This window comes from Snodgrassella sp. W8132 (genome assembly GCF_016100865.1).
Lineage (GTDB): Bacteria > Pseudomonadota > Gammaproteobacteria > Burkholderiales > Neisseriaceae > Snodgrassella > Snodgrassella alvi.
Genome location: NZ_JACFRQ010000001.1, coordinates 755,463 through 773,925 on the forward strand (window position 1 = coordinate 755,463; position 18,463 = coordinate 773,925).

The following is an 18,463-nucleotide window of genomic DNA, read 5'->3' on the forward strand; positions in this document are numbered from 1 at the left end:
ATCAATCTCACCGGAGAATATCGCTGGCCAAAGCCTTAGCGTAGGATTCCGCCCCTTCCCGCAAACGACCCCAAACAGGAAACGCAGCTGAAACGGGAAGCTCAACACCCACTGACGCATGGGTTGTTCAGGCAGTACTTCATCAACCAGCAAGGCGGCACTTTCGGCCATCCGCCGCGCCCCACAGCTCGGGCAGAAACCGCGACGCTTACAGCTGAAAGCGACCAGGTGCTCGGCGTGGCAAGACTCGCAGCGAACCCGTAGAAAGCCATGCTCCAGCCGCCCGCATTGGAGAAATTCTTCAAATTCCCGTTGCACATAGCCCGGCAATTCCTTTCCCTGCTCTGCCATAAGCGCAGCGAATGCCGGGTAATACTCGTCAACGATCTGATAGAGAAGGGTTTGCTCGGGTCGGTGGCTCTGGTAACGACCAGTATCCCGATCCCGGCTGGCCGTCCTGGCCGCCACATGAGGCATGTTCCGCGTCCTTGCAATACTGTGTTTACATACAGTCTATCGCTTAGCGGAAAGTTCTTTTACCCTCAGCCGAAATGCCTGCCGTTGCTAGACATTGCCAGCCAGTGCCCGTCACTCCCACTCAATAGTTGCTGGCGGTTTACCGCTGACATCGTAAACGACACGGTTAATGCCGCGTACTTCGTTGATGATGCGATTGGAAACACGGCCGAGCAGGTCGTAAGGGAGGTGGGCCCAGTGTGCTGTCATGAAATCGCTGGTAATTACTGCTCGCAGGGCTACTACGTATTCATAGGTGCGACCGTCTCCCATTACACCTACGGATTTTACTGGCAGGAATACAGCAAAAGCCTGGCTGGTTTTATCATACCAGGATACACCGTCTTCGTCGCAGGTGTTACGCAACTCTTCAATGAATATATGGTCAGCACGGCGCAGTAAATCGGCGTATTCGCGTTTTACTTCACCCAGTATTCGCACGCCCAGACCCGGACCGGGGAAGGGGTGACGGTAAACCATATCACGCGGTAATCCCAGTGCAACGCCCAGTTCGCGTACTTCATCTTTGAACAAATCGCGCAGTGGTTCCAGCAATTGCAGATTAAGGGTTTCAGGCAGGCCGCCTACATTATGGTGGCTTTTAATGGCATGTGCTTTTTTGGTTTTAGCACCGGCGCTTTCGATTACATCAGGGTAGATGGTGCCTTGTGCCAGCCATTTTGCATTTTGACGTTTGCCGGCTTCTTGCTGAAAGACTTCGACAAATTCGGCTCCGATGATTTTACGTTTACGTTCAGGATCGGTTTCACCGGCAAGTTTGGCGAGAAAATCGGCAGAGGCATCAACGTGAATCACATTGACACCAAGGTTTTTGCCGAACATATCCATAACCATTTGCGCTTCCTGATAGCGTAACAGCCCATGATCTACAAATACGCAGGTGAGCTGGTCGCCAATGGCGCGATGAATCAGTGCTGCAGCTACTGATGAGTCTACTCCACCGGAAAGGCCAAGAATAACTTCATCGGAACCAACCTGTTCGCGAATTTTGATAATGGCTTCTTCGATATAGTTAGGCATAGTCCAGCTGGGTTTGGCCTGACAGATATCAAGTACAAAGCGGTTGATTAGTTCACGTCCCTGTTTGGTATGGGTAACTTCAGGATGAAACTGAACTCCGTAAAAGTGCTTGTGCGAGTTTTCAATGATGGCATACGGACAGCTTGGTGTATGTCCGATACTTTTAAATCCTTCTGGCAGTTTGCTTACTTTATCGCCATGGCTCATCCACACATCCAGTGTGTTAGGCTGGTTATCAAAAATGCCATTGGTAAACTGGCTGTCTTCTGTATGTACCTGAGCATAACCGAATTCGCGCTGATCGCCACCGCTCACTTCGCCGCCCATGGTATGTGCCAGCCATTGCATGCCATAACAGATGCCAAGAATGGGTATACCGAGGTTGAGTATTTCCGGGTTAGCCTGATAGTCTGATTCATAAACTGAATTGGGACCACCGGACAGGATAATGCCTTTAGGGGCGAATGCCTTAATATCTTCAATAGGCATGTCAAATGAATGTAATTCACAATAAACATGAGCTTCACGTACGCGCCGGGCGATAAGCTGGGTTACTTGTGAACCAAAATCGAGAATTAATATTTTATCCTGATTCATGCTAGGCTCTTGACAGGTTTTATGTATGAAGCCAGTTATTTTAACACTTTTCCGGTTTTATTTCTGCAAGTGCTTTGTTCTGGAAAAAATAGTTTTTGAAAACCAGACATCAGGTTTGGATAAAGATATTTGATAAATTGATATATGATTGTATTTTAGGTTATCTGCTCAGAATATTAGTGGTTATATTGCTGTACTCACACATTTTAATGAGTCTCTTTTTTCTTTTGCAAAAGATTTCAGAATATTGATAAAGTTGTTTTGATAATCGTAATTAGCAATATTTTCTACAATTCCGTCACTAAATTGTATATAAAAGTGTATATCTTCTTTTATGTTTGAGTTTTTATTAAATGTCATAACAAATTCAAAGGCTTTTATATTGTCAGGATAATTCTCGCTGGAGATTAATGCATTAGGTTTGATTATATGCTGAACAAATACAATAGATTCCAGATAAGATATATCTATTTTTTCATTTTCTACATAGATTGCATCTGGTGTGAAAAGAACCTTTTTAATTAATTCATTAGTATTTTTGAATTTAATAACTGCAGGGATTACTATAAATAGAAGAATTGTTGACCAAAACCAAAAGTATTGCCCAAAGACGAAAGGAATCAAATAAGCACAAAAATAAATAAAGTAAACGAAATAATTAATATGTGCAAAAAGTTTATTAGAGGTAAATTTTTTAGATTCACTTCTCCATTCTTGCATGACTTTTAAATTTTGTGCTTGGTCATTCATAAAATCTCTTTCTTGGATTCTGCATGATTTAAAATTTACAGGATAGATTTTTATAAAGTTTGATGCAATAGATAAAGTGGTTTGATTTTTAAGTAAAATATGTTGGTGGATATTATTTTTCTTATTCAGATTCTACCAGCATGAATAATTTATTATTCAGAAATATTAGATTGCTTTACCGGAATCTTTTAGTAGCTCTCTTCTTTCTTTTGCTAAATCTTCCAGAATAGTGATGAAACAGTCTTCAAAATTATAATCCTGATACTTCCATCGAAATGGCTTACCGAATTCCATGTAAAAATATATATCTTCTTTAATTACCCGGTTTTCAGTAAATCTTATGCAGAACTTAAATGTAGACCCTCTATTATAAGTAGGGTATTTAAGTTTAATAAATGTAATTGATTTAAGATAAGATATATCTATTTTTTTGTTTTCTATATAAATTGCTTTTGGTGTGAAATAAACCTGTTTAATTTTTTTTCTTTTAGCTTTAAAAAGTTTCCAGAAAAAAAAAATACTTATTGCTGCAAGTAAAGCTACTAATGTGTTTAAAATCTGATCTTCAAATAATATATTTAACTGTTGATCTTTTAATATTATATTTAACAGGTACATAAGGCAAATATAAGCACCCGTAGCTCCAAAATACAAATGAATAAATGCATGATATCTTGAACAACAATGCCATTCTTTCATGATTTTTAAATATTGGGATCGGTCATTCATAAAATTTGAATATACAGTTTTCTTAAATCAGGTATGGAATGTCAGTAAGGGTGTTTGCTTATATTGATGTAGCAATACTATTTTAACGTAATTTAACTTTTTTGTCTGGTGAAATTATAAAATTCAACGTGATTTAAAGTGCACAGGAGCGGTTTTTATGTGATTAGATGCAATGAGTAAAGTGATTATGTGATTTGATTTTTAAATAAAAATATGCTGGTAGATATTATTTTCCTTATTCAGATTCTACCAGCATGAATAACTTGTCATTCAGATATATAAGATGCTTTACCAGAATTTTTTAGTAGCTCTCTTCGTTCTTTTGCTATAGTTTCCAGAATAGTAATAAAGCGGTTTTGATAGTCATAATCTTCATTCCATTCAAATAGCCTATTACCAAATGCCATGTAAAAATATACATCATCTTTAATTACTGGGTTTTTGGTAAATTTTATGCAGAACGTAAATAGAGCTTTATTTAAACTAGGGTATGGTTGTTCAATCAATGTAACAGATTCAAGATAAGATATATCAATTTTTTTATCTTCTATATAAATGTCTTTTGATGTGAAGTAAACCTGTTTAATATTATTTCTTTTAGTTTTAAAGAGTTTCCATAAAAAAAGTGTACTAATTGCTGCAAGTAAAACTGTTATTATGCTAAAGTTCGGATATTTAAATAATATATTCATTAGGTACAAAAAACAAATATAAGCACCTACAGATCCAAAATATAAATAAATAAATGCATAGGCTCTTGAACAACAATACCATTCATGCATGATTTTAAAATCTTGTGGTCGGCCATTCATAAAATTTGAATAAACAGTTTTCTTAAATTAAGTATGGAGTCTGATGGTAAATAAAATATTTATTTAATAATTTATGTTTACCGGCATTTTCGCGGACTTTTTCCTTTTAGTTCTTGATTTGTCCTGGTGTCGTAAATCCGGACTGTGGCTTTAGGAAATGCCTTACATAGTACAATTTTTGAGCGATAAATTCCTGTTCCGTGAGCCAGCATTTGTACTTTAGGCGCCAGGTCGTTACCATTTTCATCCAATGCAACGAGACGGTAATCTCCGTTTAATGTCATACAGCCGTTTAGCAATAAAATTATTGATAGCAGACCGATTTTCTCCATCATTACACACCCTGTATTGTTAATAATGCTTGCCTGTATTGATACAGTAATACAAGTTTAACATAATTTAACTTTTTTATGTCTAGTTAAATTTAACTATTTATTATATTGAGAATGGATATTAAAGGATGATATATAAAATACTGATTTAATAATAGATTATGATTAATTTAATTTGGTTTATATGAAATATGATTTTCTGGAGTTTATTAGCTGTATTATTTTACCAGATAAAAAGAAATGCTTTAATTAGTTTAATTTTTTATTTATACGGGAAATTAATGAATTTAATTTCCCGTTTTATTATTAATATTTGCCAGGATTTAGCGTGTCTGTTTAAGCAGGCGTTGTTTCTCACGATTCCAGTCTTTTTCTTTGCTGCTTTGGCGCTTGTCATGCTGCTTTTTACCTTTGGCCAATCCCATATCGATTTTTACATAACCATGGCTGTAATGCATGTTAACAGGCACAAGGGTATAACCACTGCGTTCTACTTTGCCTATCAGTTTGTTGATTTCTGATTGTTTCAGTAATAGTTTTCGCTGCCGTACGGGATCGGGTTTTACATGATTGGATGCGGTGGGTAAAGCAGTAATGTGACTGCCAACCAGATAAAAAGCACCTTTTTTCCATTGGATATAGCTTTCTTTGATTTGTACTCGTCCGGCACGAATAGCCTTTACTTCCCAGCCTTCAAGAACAATTCCGGCTTCTATCTGTTCTTCGATAAAGTAATCGTGAAATGCTTTTTTATTGTTGATAATGCTCATTTTAGATATCTGCTACATAGTATTTTTATGTGTATTTTAGCAGAAAGATTTATTATGGAAACAGATTAAGCTAACACTAATGTGAATTAATCGCTAAGATAAAAAACCGATTGGTTAAATCGGTTTTTTATCTGTTTTAATTTTCAATTTCCTGTTTATGTGTTTCTGGTAGCAATAGTACTGCAATCATGCTGAGTAAACAGGCGGCAATCAGAAACCAGCCTATATATACTGTACCCTGTAAGCCATATGTTTTAACTATCCATGCTGCAGCAAACGGGGTAAGTGATCCGCCCAGAATACCGCCAAAGCTGAAGGAGATAGCTGCACCGGTATATCTTACGTTGGTAGGGAATATTTCTGGTAAGAATGCTGCTAAAGGTGTCCACAAGATACCCATTATAAACAGAGCAGAGGATAAGAAAATGGCAGCTGTAATGGCACTGGAAGAATTGATTAAGTCACCAAAAAAGAAACCGATTATGATTGTGGCTATACCACCTATAAGAAATACCGGGCGACGGCCGATTCTGTCTGAAAGCCATGCAGATATCGGGGAACCGACTGCCATAAATACAATGGCACCCATGAGAATGGATAAATACTCAATTTTATTAAATAATGCTGTACTTTGCCACTCATGCTTTGTAGTAGCATATTGTAAAGAAAATACGGTTGTTAAAAAAAACAGGGTAAAGCACGACGTGGCGGCCAAAGAGCCTAAAAAAAGCTGATTGTAATGTTTGCGTACAGTGTCAGTCAGAGGGATTTTTACAGCACTCTGTCTGGCAACCATGGTACGAAAAGCATTACTTTCAATAATGGACATGCGAACATACATACCCAGACCAACCAGAACAATGCTCAGTAAAAATGGGATACGCCAGCCCCACGACATCATTTGTGCATTATCAAGATTTTTGGATAAAACAATGAAAATCAGGCTGGCAGTAATGAATCCGATAGGAGGCCCAATTTGCGGAAACATAGCAAAAAGAGCACGTTTACCTCTGGGCGCATTTTCGGTAGCCAGTAAAGCGGCTCCGCCCCATTCACCACCTAAGCCAAGACCCTGACAAAAGCGCAGGACGCATAAACAAACCGGTGCAATAATACCTGCCTGCTGATATGTCGGCAGAACACCGATCAGGGTTGTACTGATACCCATTATCAGTAATGATGCTATCAGGGTGGTTTTACGGCCAACTTTATCGCCAAAATGTCCGAATAATCCGGCACCAATAGGGCGGGCAACAAAGGCTATTCCAAAAGTAAGAAATGAGGACATGATAGCAATTGCCCGATCTTCGGTTGGAAAAAACAGGTCGCTTAATACGAGTGCAGCAGCAAGCCCGTATATGTAGAAATCGTAAAACTCTACGGCTGTACCTACGAGGCTGGCAATCGCTACTTTGGTAGGGGAGTTCTGAGTAATTTTGTTTGCAGATTCAGACTGCTGAGCGGGTGGAGTAGTCATATTCTTTCTTGAATTCGGGGTTTAAAAAAAGCTTGTATATGAAAATGCATACACAAGCTTTTTGCTTTGTTACAAACAGACTTAAGCAGCTATATTAGTTTTTATCCTGATCAACCAGTTTGTTTTTGGCAATCCATGGCATCATGCTGCGTAATTGGTTACCAATGATTTCGATCGGATGATCAGCATTCTGGCGGCGGCGGGCAGTCATAGACGGATAGTTGGTTGCACCTTCTACGATAAATGATTTGGCATAGTCACCATTCTGAATGCGTTTTAATGCCTCACGCATAGCCTGACGTGAATGTTCATTTACGACTTGGGGGCCGGTGAAATATTCGCCGTATTCGGCATTATTAGAAATAGAGTAGTTCATATTTGCAATACCGCCTTCGTAGATTAAATCTACGATCAGTTTCATTTCATGCAAACATTCAAAATAAGCCATTTCCGGAGCATAGCCTGCTTCTACCAGTGTTTCAAAACCGGTTTTGATTAATTCAACCAGCCCGCCGCACAATACGGCCTGTTCGCCGAAGAGGTCGGTTTCAGTTTCTTCTTTGAAGGTTGTCTGAATCACGCCGCCTTTGGTACCGCCATTGGCGGCAGCATAGGATAAAGCGATGTCGCGGGCACGACCGGTTGCATCCTGATGTACTGCAATCAGGCTGGGCACACCACCGCCTTTCAGGAATTCACTGCGTACTGTGTGACCAGGGCCTTTGGGTGCAATCATCACTACGTCAAGATTTTTGGCCGGAATAATCTGGTTGTAATGAATATTAAAACCATGAGCAAAAGCTACTGTGGCATTGTCTTTCAGATTAGGCGCGATTTCATTCTGATAAACTGCCGGCTGAAATTCGTCAGGTGTCAGAATCATCACTACGTCGGCTGCTTTTGTGGCTTCTGCAACTTCCCGTACGTCATGACCGGCATTTACTGCTTTATGCCAGGAATTACCGCTTTTGCGCAGCCCGACGATTACGTTTACACCTGAATCTTTCAGGTTGGCAGCGTGAGCATGACCTTGTGAGCCATAACCGATGATGGCTACGGTTTTGCCTTTGATTAATGAGAGATCTGCGTCTTTATCGTAATAAACTTGCATTGCTATTCCTTCAATTTAATGTGTTGATTTTAAAATCAGGGTTTTAATATGTTTTTAGGTCGGATAATGCTTTAAAAATGTCCGGCTTAAATACGTAACATGCGTTCGCCGCGACCTATGCCTGCTGCACCGGTACGTACGGTTTCCAGAATAAGTGTTTTGCCCACGGTATCCAGAAAGGCATCTAGTTTGCTGCTGGTGCCGGTGATTTCCACTGTATAGGTTTTGTCGGTTACATCAATGATGTGTCCGCGAAAGATATCGGTTAGACGCAGTATTTCATCGCGATCCTTGCCGGTAGCACGCAGCTTAACCAGCATTAATTCACGTTCAACGTAGTTGCTATCGTTCAGATCGATAACTTTGATAACTTCTATCAGTTTATTAAGCTGCTTGGTTATCTGTTCCATTACTTTGTTATCGCCGCTGGTGACAATTGTCATTCGTGACAGGGTTTTGTCTTCTGTTGGAGATACGGACAGGGAATCGATATTGTAAGCACGGGCTGAAAACAGACCGACAATACGGCTCATGGCTCCGGCCTGATTTTCCATCAGAATAGATAAAATGTGTCTCATGATGTGCTCCGGCTATTCTTCTCTCATATGTGGCGGTAATACCATTTCATCCAAACCTTTACCATTGCCTACCATGGGATAGACATTTTGAGTACGGTCGGTAATGAAATCCATGAATACCAGTCTGTCTTTGAGTGCAATGGCTTCTTTCAGTGCACCTTCGATGTCGGCTGCTTTTTCTACTCTGATGCCAACATGCCCGTAGGCTTCAGCCAGTTTGACAAAGTCAGGCAATGATTCCATATAGGTTTCAGAATAGCGGTTGTCATAATAGAGTTCCTGCCACTGACGAACCATGCCAAGGAAGCCGTTATTAAGATTGATCACTTTAATCGGCAGACGATACTGATAACAGGTGGAAAGTTCCTGGATATTCATTTGTATAGAACCTTCACCGGTAATACAGAATACGTCTTCTTCCGGTTTAGCCAGTTTAGCACCCATAGCATAAGGTAATCCGACGCCCATTGTGCCCAGCCCGCCGGAGTTGAGCCACTGGCGCGGGCGTACGAATGGATAGTATTGTGCTGTAAACATCTGGTGCTGACCAACATCCGATGTGATGAGGGCATTGTTGTCGGTCAGTTTTGCCAGTGTCTGGATTACTTGCTGAGGTTTGATAATTTCATCTGAACTTTCAAACCAGAGGCTGTTACGGCTGCGCCAGTTTTCGATGTTTTTCCACCATCTGTCCAGTGCATTACTGTTAAAGTTCAGATTCTGTTTCTGCCACAGGGCTAGTAAATCAGCCAGAACGTTTTTAACATCACCAACAATAGGTACATCTACTTTTACACGTTTGGCAATGCTGGACGGGTCGATATCAATATGGATAATTTTTTTGCCATCGTCAGTGAATTTATTGGGTACAGAAATAACACGATCATCAAAACGTGCACCGACAGTAAGTACCACGTCAGCATTTTGTAAAGCAATATTAGCTTCGTAGCTGCCATGCATACCTACCATGCCAAGAAATTGACGGTTAGTGGCAGGAAATGCGCCTAATCCCATCAGGGTAGAGACGCAGGGTGTACCGGTAGACTGAATAAAATCGGTAAGGATGTTGCTGGCATTGCCCAGGATTACGCCTCCGCCGTACAGTACAATTGGTCGTTTAGCTGCAGCCATCACTTGTGCTGCTTTTTTTATCTGACCTGTATGTCCCTGAGTAACGGGCTGGTAGGAGCGGATATTGATGTCTTCCTGCGGATAGCTGAATTTTGCCATTGCCTGAGTCACATCTTTAGGCACATCAATCACTACCACACCGGGTCGGCCGGTGCGCGCAATCTGAAAGGCTTTTTTAACTGTTTCTGCCAGCTCGCTTACGTGGGTAACCAGAAAATTATGTTTTACACACGGGCGGCTAATGCCGACGGTATCGACTTCCTGGAAGGCATCAGTACCGATAGCAGGTGAGCCAACCTGACCGGATATGACCACGAGCGGGACAGAATCGGAATTGGCGGTGGCTATGCCGGTTATGGCATTGGTAGCACCCGGACCTGATGTTACCAGAGCGACTCCGATTTTTTCTCCGTTGCTGGCGCGTGAGTATGCATCAGCAGCATGAACTGCAGCCTGCTCATGACGGACAAGTATATGGCGGAATTTTTTTAATTGAAAGATGGCGTCGTAGATTTCGAGAACTGCTCCGCCGGGATATCCGAAAACATATTCTACATTCTCGGCTTTAAGACTCTGCACGAGTATTTGTGCACCTGAAAGTTGCATATCAACCTCTTATGTTCTAGTAGTCCGACTGATACATTGCCAATGCATCTTCATCCGGTAAGATTAATAAGTGTAAACGGCGGTTTAGGGTACGCGAATATACTTATTGTGATGATCTGTTGGCTCTGCATCCGGTAGTCGGAATAGCAGGTTTGGGTTAGCTAAATGAGTGTTTACGATAAAACAGGTATAGATGTTAAGCAAGCGCTAATTTTGAAAAGAATGCTAGTTATATGATTATATTAATTTATTTTATGCTAAAGATTTTATATCTTGCGCAATATTATACTTGTTTTAGACAAATTTAACGTTGAAAATGATTAAATTTGTCTAAATTTATAAATAATATATGTTTTTATAAAATTATTGGTTTTGGACTTATTGTCCAGTTAATGTATGACAATATGAGCACCTGCAGCTTGTGCCAGTTGCATAAGTGTTGCACTGTCCATATAGGCATGAGCGAGGCGGGAAATATTGGCCACAATAGGCAAATGAGTAATCTGTCTGGCTTTAACAATGGCTTCTACATCAAGCCGGTAAGGAGCGTTTCGCTCCAGACTTAATGTACCTGCTTCACCCAGCATCAGATGATGATTGCCCTTTAAGGCAATATGCTCAGCTGCAATCAACCATTCATCTACCTGATGATGTTTGTCTTTGCAGAGTACAACCGGAATATTCAGACAGCCTACTTCGTTAAGGAGGGTGCGATTAGACATTAACTCTCCGCCCAGATAGATAATATCTGCTTCTGCCTGTAAAGCCGGTTCTAACTGGCGCACATCCCTGATACGCAGCCAGACGGGTTTATTGGCTGCATGTGCCTGCTTAATTTGCTGTTGCATGCTGATATTGGTTTGCGGCACTGTCGAATAGGGTGAAAATGCCTGATAAAAAGGATCGATAAAGACATTAGCTCTTTTCGGAAGCCGTGTGCCGCTCATGCTGTCGACTATATGAAAATGGTTGCCGCCAAAGTTCTGTCCTCGTACGGTGATAACTGTATCCTCGGGCTGACTTTCACGGCTGATGATGCGCCAGTCCTGTAGTATGCGCATGGCTTTTTCAACGCCGGCAAGTGCTTCCAGTTCGCGTGGTTCGAAGACTCTTTCATCACCAACAGCTCCGATGATGGTGCGTTCTGCGCCACGGGATAAATGTTCGTGCAATCCGCGTCCACGGATAAAACTGATGACATTGCTGATCTGTGTTTCGGTTGCCTGACGCTGCATTACGATAATCATATCCGAATTCCTTGAAAACAGTATTCTGATTGTCAGAAAAAAACAGAATGCTGACAAGTGGCAATTAGTTGTTTAGCACTCAGAATTTGCTTGGCGTAATTTTCGCAAATATGTAACAGTAATAGTAAACTATTGTTATTGATGAAATGAATGGATATTTTATGTGTTAAATTGTGTGAGCAGGATATGGCGAGTTTCGTGATGCGGAACCAATAAAACAGTTTGTTCAGGGAAAAATAAATGAAAACAAAAAAACTGTTGTTTGTGTTGGTGGTACTGGTATTAGCCGGACTGGCAGTGTGGATTAATATGCGCAGCCATACTGATTTACCTGATGGTTTTGCCGGCGGTAATGGCCGTATGGAACTCAAGCGGCTGGATGTGGCTACTTTATATGCTGGTCGTGTCATTGAAATGAAAGTGGATGAAGGTGATGTAGTAGCTAAAGATCAGGTTCTGGCTGAGCTTTCATCTGATCAGACCAGTAGCAGGCTGGATGCTGCCCGTGCTGATAAAAAGCGTGCACAGGAAAATGTCTCTAAAGCAGAGGCAGAAATTGCCGCTCAGCAGCAGATACATAAGGTTGCTCAGATGGATCTGGATAATGCGCGTCAGCTTAAATCAGATGAGCTGGTTTCTTCACCTGAATTACGCCGGAGACTGGCTGAACGTGATGCTGCAATAGCCAGAGTTAAATCTGCTCAGGCAGCCCGCGCAGAGGCTCTGGCGGCAGTACAACAGGCGCAGGCTCAGATTAATGCTACTTCTTCTGCTAATAACGACATGCTGATACGTGCGCCTAAAGCAGGGCGTGTAGAGTATCGTATTGCCGAGGCCGGTAATGTATTGGGTGAAGGTAATAAAGTTGTGTCATTACTTGATCCGTCTGATGTAACACTGTCGGTGTATTTACCCACAGATACTATCGGTAAATTAAAGCTTGGGGATGAAGCAAGGATTATTCTGGACGGAATGAATGCAGTCTGGCCGGCTAAGGTGGATTTTATTGATTCCAATGCTCAGTTTACGCCTAAGTTTGTAGAAACTCAGAATGAACGGCAAAAGCTGATGTATAAGGTTAAGCTGAAAATTCCGCCTGAGATTGCATTGAAATACAGTGGACTGCTTAAGGGCGGGCTGACAGGTAATGGATATATCCGTTTTGATAACAATAAAGCATGGCCGCAGCAATGGCAGGTAAATTTACCCAGTATAAAACAATCTGCCAAAGGTGCCTGATATGGATAGTACGGCCAAAGCGCAGGCTGTAACAGGAGAAGAATGGGCTGTAGATTTACGTCATGTTTTTCATCAGTACCGTCAGACGAAGGCATTGCAGGATGTATCATTGCAAATCCGGCGTTGTGCAACGGTGGGTCTGATTGGTCCGGACGGGGTGGGTAAGTCTACTTTGCTGTCTTTGATAGCCGGTGTAAAAATTATTCAGCAGGGCGAGGTACTGGTATTTGGCGCCAGTATGGCGGACAAGCATAGCCGGCAGTCGCTAAGCCACCGGATTGCGTTTATGCCGCAAGGGCTTGGTCAGAATCTTTATCCAACATTGTCGGTTAATGAAAACGTAGATTTTCATGCTCGTTTATTCGGTTTGCGCGGACGTATGCGTCACGAACGTATTGCGCGTTTGTTGCGGGCGACAGGATTATCACCTTTTGCTGACCGACCGGCAGGTAAGCTTTCCGGAGGCATGAAACAGAAATTAAGTTTATGCTGTGCGCTGGTGCACAATCCGGAATTACTGATTCTTGATGAACCAACTACTGGGGTGGATCCGCTATCCCGTCGGCAGTTCTGGCAGTTGATTGATGAATTGCGGGCAGAAAATCCAGATATGACGGTGATTGTGGCCACGGCGTATTTTGATGAAGCGAAACGCTTTGAATATCTGCTGGCAATGGATAATGGTCGTCTGATTGTCAATGCGCCCACTCAGCAGGTTTTGGATGATACCCATACGGATACGCTGGAACAGGCTTATGTCAAACTTTTGCCTGAAAATAAGCAGAATAAATCGGGCAGTCTGCAACTAACGCCGTTTGTTCCGGATAAAGACTCTCCACCGGCGATTGAGGCAAAAGATTTAACCAAACGGTTTGGTGATTTTATTGCCGTTAATAATGTTAGTTTCAGGATTGAGCGGGGCGAAATTTTTGGTTTTCTTGGTTCGAATGGCTGTGGTAAATCAACAACCATGAAAATGCTGACGGGGCTGCTGGATGCCAGCTCCGGTTCTGCTGAGCTGTTAGGTCATACGGTTAATGCCAATGATATGACGACTCGGATGAAAATCGGTTATATGTCGCAGTCGTTTTCTTTATATGAAGAGTTAACGGTACGACAGAATCTGGTACTTTCAGCCCGATTATACCGTATGGATGCTGCCCAGATTGATTCTTCTGTTGAGCAGTCTTTACAGGAATTTGATCTGCTTGAATTTGCAGACATTCAGCCTAGTGAAATGCCGCTCGGTATCAGACAGCGTTTGCAGCTGGCAGCAGCCTGTCTGCATCATCCTCAGGTATTAATTCTGGATGAGCCGACATCCGGGGTTGATCCGGTAGCCAGAGATATGTTCTGGCATCATCTGCTAAATTTGTCGAGAAATCATCGCACTACTATTTTTGTCTCTACGCATTTCATGAATGAAGCGGAGCGCTGTGACCGGATATCATTCATGCATCAGGGGCGGGTTCTGGCTATCGGGACACCAGAAGAACTGTGTGAAAGTAAGGATACAGATGATCTTGAAACCGCATTTATTGATTATTTGCAGGAGGCTGTAGATAAAAATCAGCCTAAATCTCAGGTATCTGCTTCTGATACAAAAGAAACCGCAAACACCGCGCATGAAAGCGGATTTGGTCAATCATCGGGTAAAACAACGGATGTTGATAGCCTGGCTTACTGGCTACAGACTATATGGACATTTGCTGTACGCGAAGGCAAGGAATTACTGCGGGATAAAATTCGTTTATTCTTTGCTCTGTTCGGACCGGTGGTGTTAATGATGATGGCTGCATGGTCAGTATCGTTTGATGTTGAGCATGTTAAATTTGCGGTAATAGATAGGGATCAGACGGTAGAAAGCCGCGCTTTGATTGAGCAATTTCAAGGTTCGCGTTATTTTACTTTCACCGGCAATCTTCATAGTGCTGCTGAAATTGATAATACGCTTAAGCTTTCCAATGCCAGAATGGTGATTGATATCCCGCCGCATTTTGGTCGTGATCTGTTGCGTGGTAATAAGCCGGAAGTGGGCTTTTATGTTGATGGTACGATGCCGTTTATGGCAGAAAATATTAAAAGTTTTATTTTATCGACACTAAATAACTATACTGCGATGAAATGGACTGAAACAGGTTTGCCAATCTCTCTTAAGCCGGCTGCGCAGATTGCGCCACGCTATGTTTATAATCAGGATTTTAAAAGTATTTTTGCAATCACCCCCGGTATGATTATGATGGCAATGATGCTGATACCGGTAATGATGACGGCTCTCGGGGTAGTTAGAGAACGGGAAATCGGTTCAATTACTAATTTGTATACTTCCCCCGCATCGGTCAGACAGTTTCTGATTGGTAAACAGCTTCCTTATGTTTTTGTTTCTTTTCTCAGCTATCTGATTCTCGTATGGCTGGCCATAGTGGCATTGGGTGTGCCGGTGCGTGGCAGCTTTCTGGCGATGAGTCTGGGTGCGCTGGCATTGATATTTGCAGCGACAGCTTTCGGTTTATTGATTTCCAGCTTTGTAAAGTCGCAGGTGGCTGCCATTTTCGGTTCGGCAATCTTATCATTAATTCCGGCGCTGAATTTTTCCGGTCTGCTGTATCCGCTGTCTACACTCAGCGGGGTTAATTATTGGTTTGGCTGGAGCTTCCCGACTGCATGGTATCAGTTAATCAGTTTAGGCGGTTTTACTAAAGGCTTAGGCTTTCTGGACTTTATTAATTATTACTTGATATTAATGGTATTTTGTCTGGTATACGTTTTTCTGGCCGGCTGCTTGCTGAAGAAGCAGGAGGTATAGATGCTGCAATGGTTTAAAAATGTATGGGTGCTGAGTGTAAAGGAGCTGAAAAGCCTGCTGAGTGATGTGGTTTTAATTGCATTAATGATAGTCGTGCTGTCTTTAGCCATTTACTCAGTTGCAACCAGTATTACTACCGAGGTGCGCCATGCTTCAGTTGCCATTATGGATGCTGATCACAGTGTCTTGTCTTACCAAATTCGTGATTCTTTGCTGGAACCCTATTTTAAAACGCCGGTAGAAGTAAAGCGTGAAGAAATTGATGCGGCCATGGATAAAGGCGATTATGTCTTTGTACTGGATATTCCGGCCAATTTTGAACGCGATGTGGTCGCAGGACGGTCTCCTACTATTCAGGTGCTGGCTGATGCAACGTCAGTAACTCAGGCTGGTATAGGTTTTAATTATTTAAGCCAGATAATTGATGCACAGACACGTTCTTTTTTACATCAGCAGTCTGCAGTGAAGTTATCTCCGGTTACGCCGGTGTTGAATATTCAGTTTAATCCCAATGGTGAATCCTCATGGTTTATCGCTACGATGAATGTGGTATCCAATCTGACTTTATTGGCGATTATTCTGGTCGGTGCTGCGGTAATCCGTGAGAAAGAGCACGGTACGATAGAACAGTTGCTGGTTATGCCGGTACGACCCAGTGAAATTGTGATGGCCAAGATTTTTGCTAATGGTGCGGTTATCTCAGTAGCTTCTCTGCTATCTTTATGGCTGGTTATTCAGGGCTGGCTGCATATTCCGATAAACGGCTCAATATTTTTATTTAGTATGGGTATGTTTATTTATTTGTTTTCTGTGGCGTCTCTGGGTATCTGGTTTGCAACACTGGCTCCTACCATGCCCCAGTTTGGTTTGTTATGTTTGCCGATTTATGTGGTAATGCGTTTACTTTCGGGCTCTGAATCGCCATTGGAAAGTATGCCGGCAGTTTTTCAGTATATAACTTGGTTTTCACCGGAAACTCAATTTACTCAGTTTAGTCAGGATGTGCTCTTTCGCAATGCCGGTCTGGATATTGTCTGGCCGAAAATTTTGATGATGAGCATAATGGGTGTGTTGTTTCTGGCTCTGGCGCTATCGCGATTTCGTGGCATGCTGGCACAGCATTCCTGATGCTTACACCGGATTTTAGGGAAGTATGGTGATGAATAAAATATGGTTGTCTGTATTATTGGCTTTAGGATTGGTGGCAGGTTGCAGCAGAACTGATATTCAGGTGAAATCTACTGTCGGAATGCCACAGCAGTTTGATCAGAATGCGGCAGCACGCGGCTCAGCTGATATCAGCCGCTGGTGGCAAAGCTGGCCGGATCCGGTATTGAATGAGTTAATCGAAACCGGATTAAAAAATAACCGGAATCTGGCCAAAATGAAAGCAAATATGCTCGCAGCACGAGCCAGTGCCGCTATGGCTGAGTCTGATTTAGGACCGAATGCAGGTGTGGAAAGCAGCGGAGGATTACATCGTTACAATGGTGATAATGCACTTAAAGATTTAAACTTACCGGCAATTGGTAATGCAAAGGATTACTTGCAGGCAACTGGTTCGCCGCTGGGTAATAATCGCCGGCATGTTCATGGTAATACGGTTCAGGCAGGTTTTACAGCCAGCTGGGAGCCGGATGTATTCGGACAAAAACGCAGTGATGCTGATGAAATGCATTATCTAAGCCTGAGCGAAACAGAACGCTGGCATGGTGCGCAGATGATGCTTGGCAGTGAAATTGCCGATAATTATCTGAAAATGCGTGCGATGCAGCAACGGGTAAAAGTAGGAGAGCACAGTGTTGCTACTCTTAAGCAATTGCAGCGATATACGGAAGGGCGTTTTCGTGCAGGTCAGGCATCAGCTTATGATGTCAGAGAAGTTGCGGCAAAACTTTCAGGTATGCAGGCAAAAATTGCTACTTATCAGGCACAGGCTGATGTTTATCAGCGCAATATAGCAGTATTGACCGGTCAGTCTTCGCAAGGGTTTGTGGTTGCGCCTGCGTCTTTGGATATTTTTCAGCATTTACCTTCTGCTCCGGCGGGACAGGTTCCACTGGATCTCATTACCCGGAGACCGGATATCCGCACTCAGGAAAATCTGGTGAAAGCAATGAGTGCCGGTTTAGCCAGTGCTAAAGCTGACCGTCTGCCACGATTTTCGCTTAATTTTTTATGGCAGACTGGACAAATACATTTAGACAGCAGTACTTCATATTTAAAAAATACGGCCGGTTTGCTGAATGCAAGCATGACTATTCCTGTGTTTACTGCAGGCAGAATCAAACATAATATTGAGCGGGCTGATGCTCAGTTACAGGCAGCTATTGCCGGATATGACCAGATGATTTTACAGGCTCTGGCTGAAGTAGATAGTGCATATCAGATGCAATTTAGTCTGAATAAACAAAACCGGTTAATGCATGAGGCTCAAATGCAGGCTGCCAGTCAGGCCGGTGCGGCTGAAAAACTGTTTCGCTATGGCGATATGACCCTGGACCGCAGTTTACGGGCACGCCTGAATGCAGAAGATTTGGATGATCAGCAAATTCAGGGCAAACTGGAAGAGGCACGTAATCTGGTTAATCTGTATAAGGCATTAGGCGGTGGCTGGCAAATTACTGATGAAAACTGATTTAAGATAATTAAGCTGAAAATTATGTTATCGTTTAATTTTCTGTTTGTATGAATAAGTGGCAGTAATGGTACACTGATAGA

Annotated in this window: 15 protein-coding genes and 1 pseudogene; 4 read left to right on the forward strand and 12 right to left on the reverse strand. The window is 42.3% G+C overall.

The features are described 5' to 3' along the window. Positions 1–72 precede the first annotated feature (72 nt). From H3U82_RS03355 to H3U82_RS03410, 12 genes and pseudogenes are all read right to left on the reverse strand, one after another. Positions 73–477: pseudogene (locus tag H3U82_RS03355) on the reverse strand (IS91 family transposase); the annotation flags it as partial. Between the two features lie 111 nt (positions 478–588). After that, complete coding sequence (guaA, locus tag H3U82_RS03360) at positions 589–2,154, reverse strand: glutamine-hydrolyzing GMP synthase (RefSeq protein ID WP_100126325.1); 1,566 nt, start codon at positions 2,152–2,154, stop codon at positions 589–591. A gap of 183 nt (positions 2,155–2,337) precedes the next feature. After that, positions 2,338–2,904: a hypothetical protein gene (locus H3U82_RS03365; RefSeq protein WP_198209204.1), complete on the reverse strand. Its 567-nt coding sequence runs from the start codon at positions 2,902–2,904 to the stop codon at positions 2,338–2,340. 165 nt (positions 2,905–3,069) lie between these two features. Next, complete coding sequence (locus H3U82_RS03370) at positions 3,070–3,603, reverse strand: hypothetical protein (RefSeq protein WP_198209206.1); 534 nt, start codon at positions 3,601–3,603, stop codon at positions 3,070–3,072. Between the two features lie 296 nt (positions 3,604–3,899). Further along, on the reverse strand, positions 3,900–4,415 hold the full coding sequence (locus H3U82_RS03375; RefSeq protein WP_198209208.1) for a hypothetical protein: 516 nt from the start codon (positions 4,413–4,415) through the stop codon (positions 3,900–3,902). Between the two features lie 107 nt (positions 4,416–4,522). Next, positions 4,523–4,780, reverse strand: a complete 258-nt coding sequence (locus H3U82_RS03380; RefSeq protein ID WP_198209210.1) for a hypothetical protein — start codon at positions 4,778–4,780, stop codon at positions 4,523–4,525. A gap of 320 nt (positions 4,781–5,100) precedes the next feature. Then, complete coding sequence (gene smpB / locus H3U82_RS03385) at positions 5,101–5,547, reverse strand: SsrA-binding protein SmpB (RefSeq protein ID WP_025330778.1); 447 nt, start codon at positions 5,545–5,547, stop codon at positions 5,101–5,103. Between the two features lie 136 nt (positions 5,548–5,683). Further along, positions 5,684–7,024 carry an MFS transporter gene (locus H3U82_RS03390; protein ID WP_198209212.1) on the reverse strand — a complete coding sequence of 447 codons (1,341 nt, stop codon included), beginning with the start codon at positions 7,022–7,024 and terminating at the stop codon, positions 5,684–5,686. Positions 7,025–7,118: 94 nt separating this feature from the next. Further along, positions 7,119–8,135, reverse strand: a complete 1,017-nt coding sequence (ilvC, locus tag H3U82_RS03395) for a ketol-acid reductoisomerase (protein WP_025330776.1) — start codon at positions 8,133–8,135, stop codon at positions 7,119–7,121. Positions 8,136–8,221: 86 nt separating this feature from the next. After that, positions 8,222–8,713, reverse strand: a complete 492-nt coding sequence (ilvN, locus tag H3U82_RS03400; RefSeq protein WP_025331818.1) for an acetolactate synthase small subunit — start codon at positions 8,711–8,713, stop codon at positions 8,222–8,224. 12 nt (positions 8,714–8,725) lie between these two features. Then, the gene (ilvB, locus tag H3U82_RS03405) at positions 8,726–10,450 is read right to left on the reverse strand and encodes a biosynthetic-type acetolactate synthase large subunit (protein WP_198209214.1); all 1,725 of its coding nucleotides are present in this window, start codon (positions 10,448–10,450) and stop codon (positions 8,726–8,728) included. Positions 10,451–10,839: 389 nt separating this feature from the next. Next, a complete protein-coding gene (locus H3U82_RS03410) occupies positions 10,840–11,697 on the reverse strand; it encodes a chorismate mutase (protein ID WP_198209216.1) in 858 nt (285 codons plus the stop codon). 240 nt (positions 11,698–11,937) lie between these two features. On the opposite strand from H3U82_RS03410, the gene H3U82_RS03415 reads away from it, so the two are divergent. The 4 genes from H3U82_RS03415 to H3U82_RS03430 are packed head-to-tail and all read left to right on the forward strand — an operon-like array spanning position 11,938 to position 18,380. Continuing rightward, a complete protein-coding gene (locus H3U82_RS03415) occupies positions 11,938–12,936 on the forward strand; it encodes an HlyD family secretion protein (protein WP_198209218.1) in 999 nt (332 codons plus the stop codon). A 1-nt stretch (position 12,937) separates the two neighbouring features. Further along, entirely contained in the window at positions 12,938–15,742 is a 2,805-nt protein-coding gene (rbbA, locus tag H3U82_RS03420) for a ribosome-associated ATPase/putative transporter RbbA (protein ID WP_198209220.1), read from the forward strand. Next, positions 15,743–16,870: an ABC transporter permease gene (locus tag H3U82_RS03425; protein ID WP_232336098.1), complete on the forward strand. Its 1,128-nt coding sequence runs from the start codon at positions 15,743–15,745 to the stop codon at positions 16,868–16,870. A 31-nt stretch (positions 16,871–16,901) separates the two neighbouring features. Then, positions 16,902–18,380 carry an efflux transporter outer membrane subunit gene (locus H3U82_RS03430; RefSeq protein ID WP_198209222.1) on the forward strand — a complete coding sequence of 493 codons (1,479 nt, stop codon included), beginning with the start codon at positions 16,902–16,904 and terminating at the stop codon, positions 18,378–18,380. Positions 18,381–18,463 lie beyond the last annotated feature (83 nt).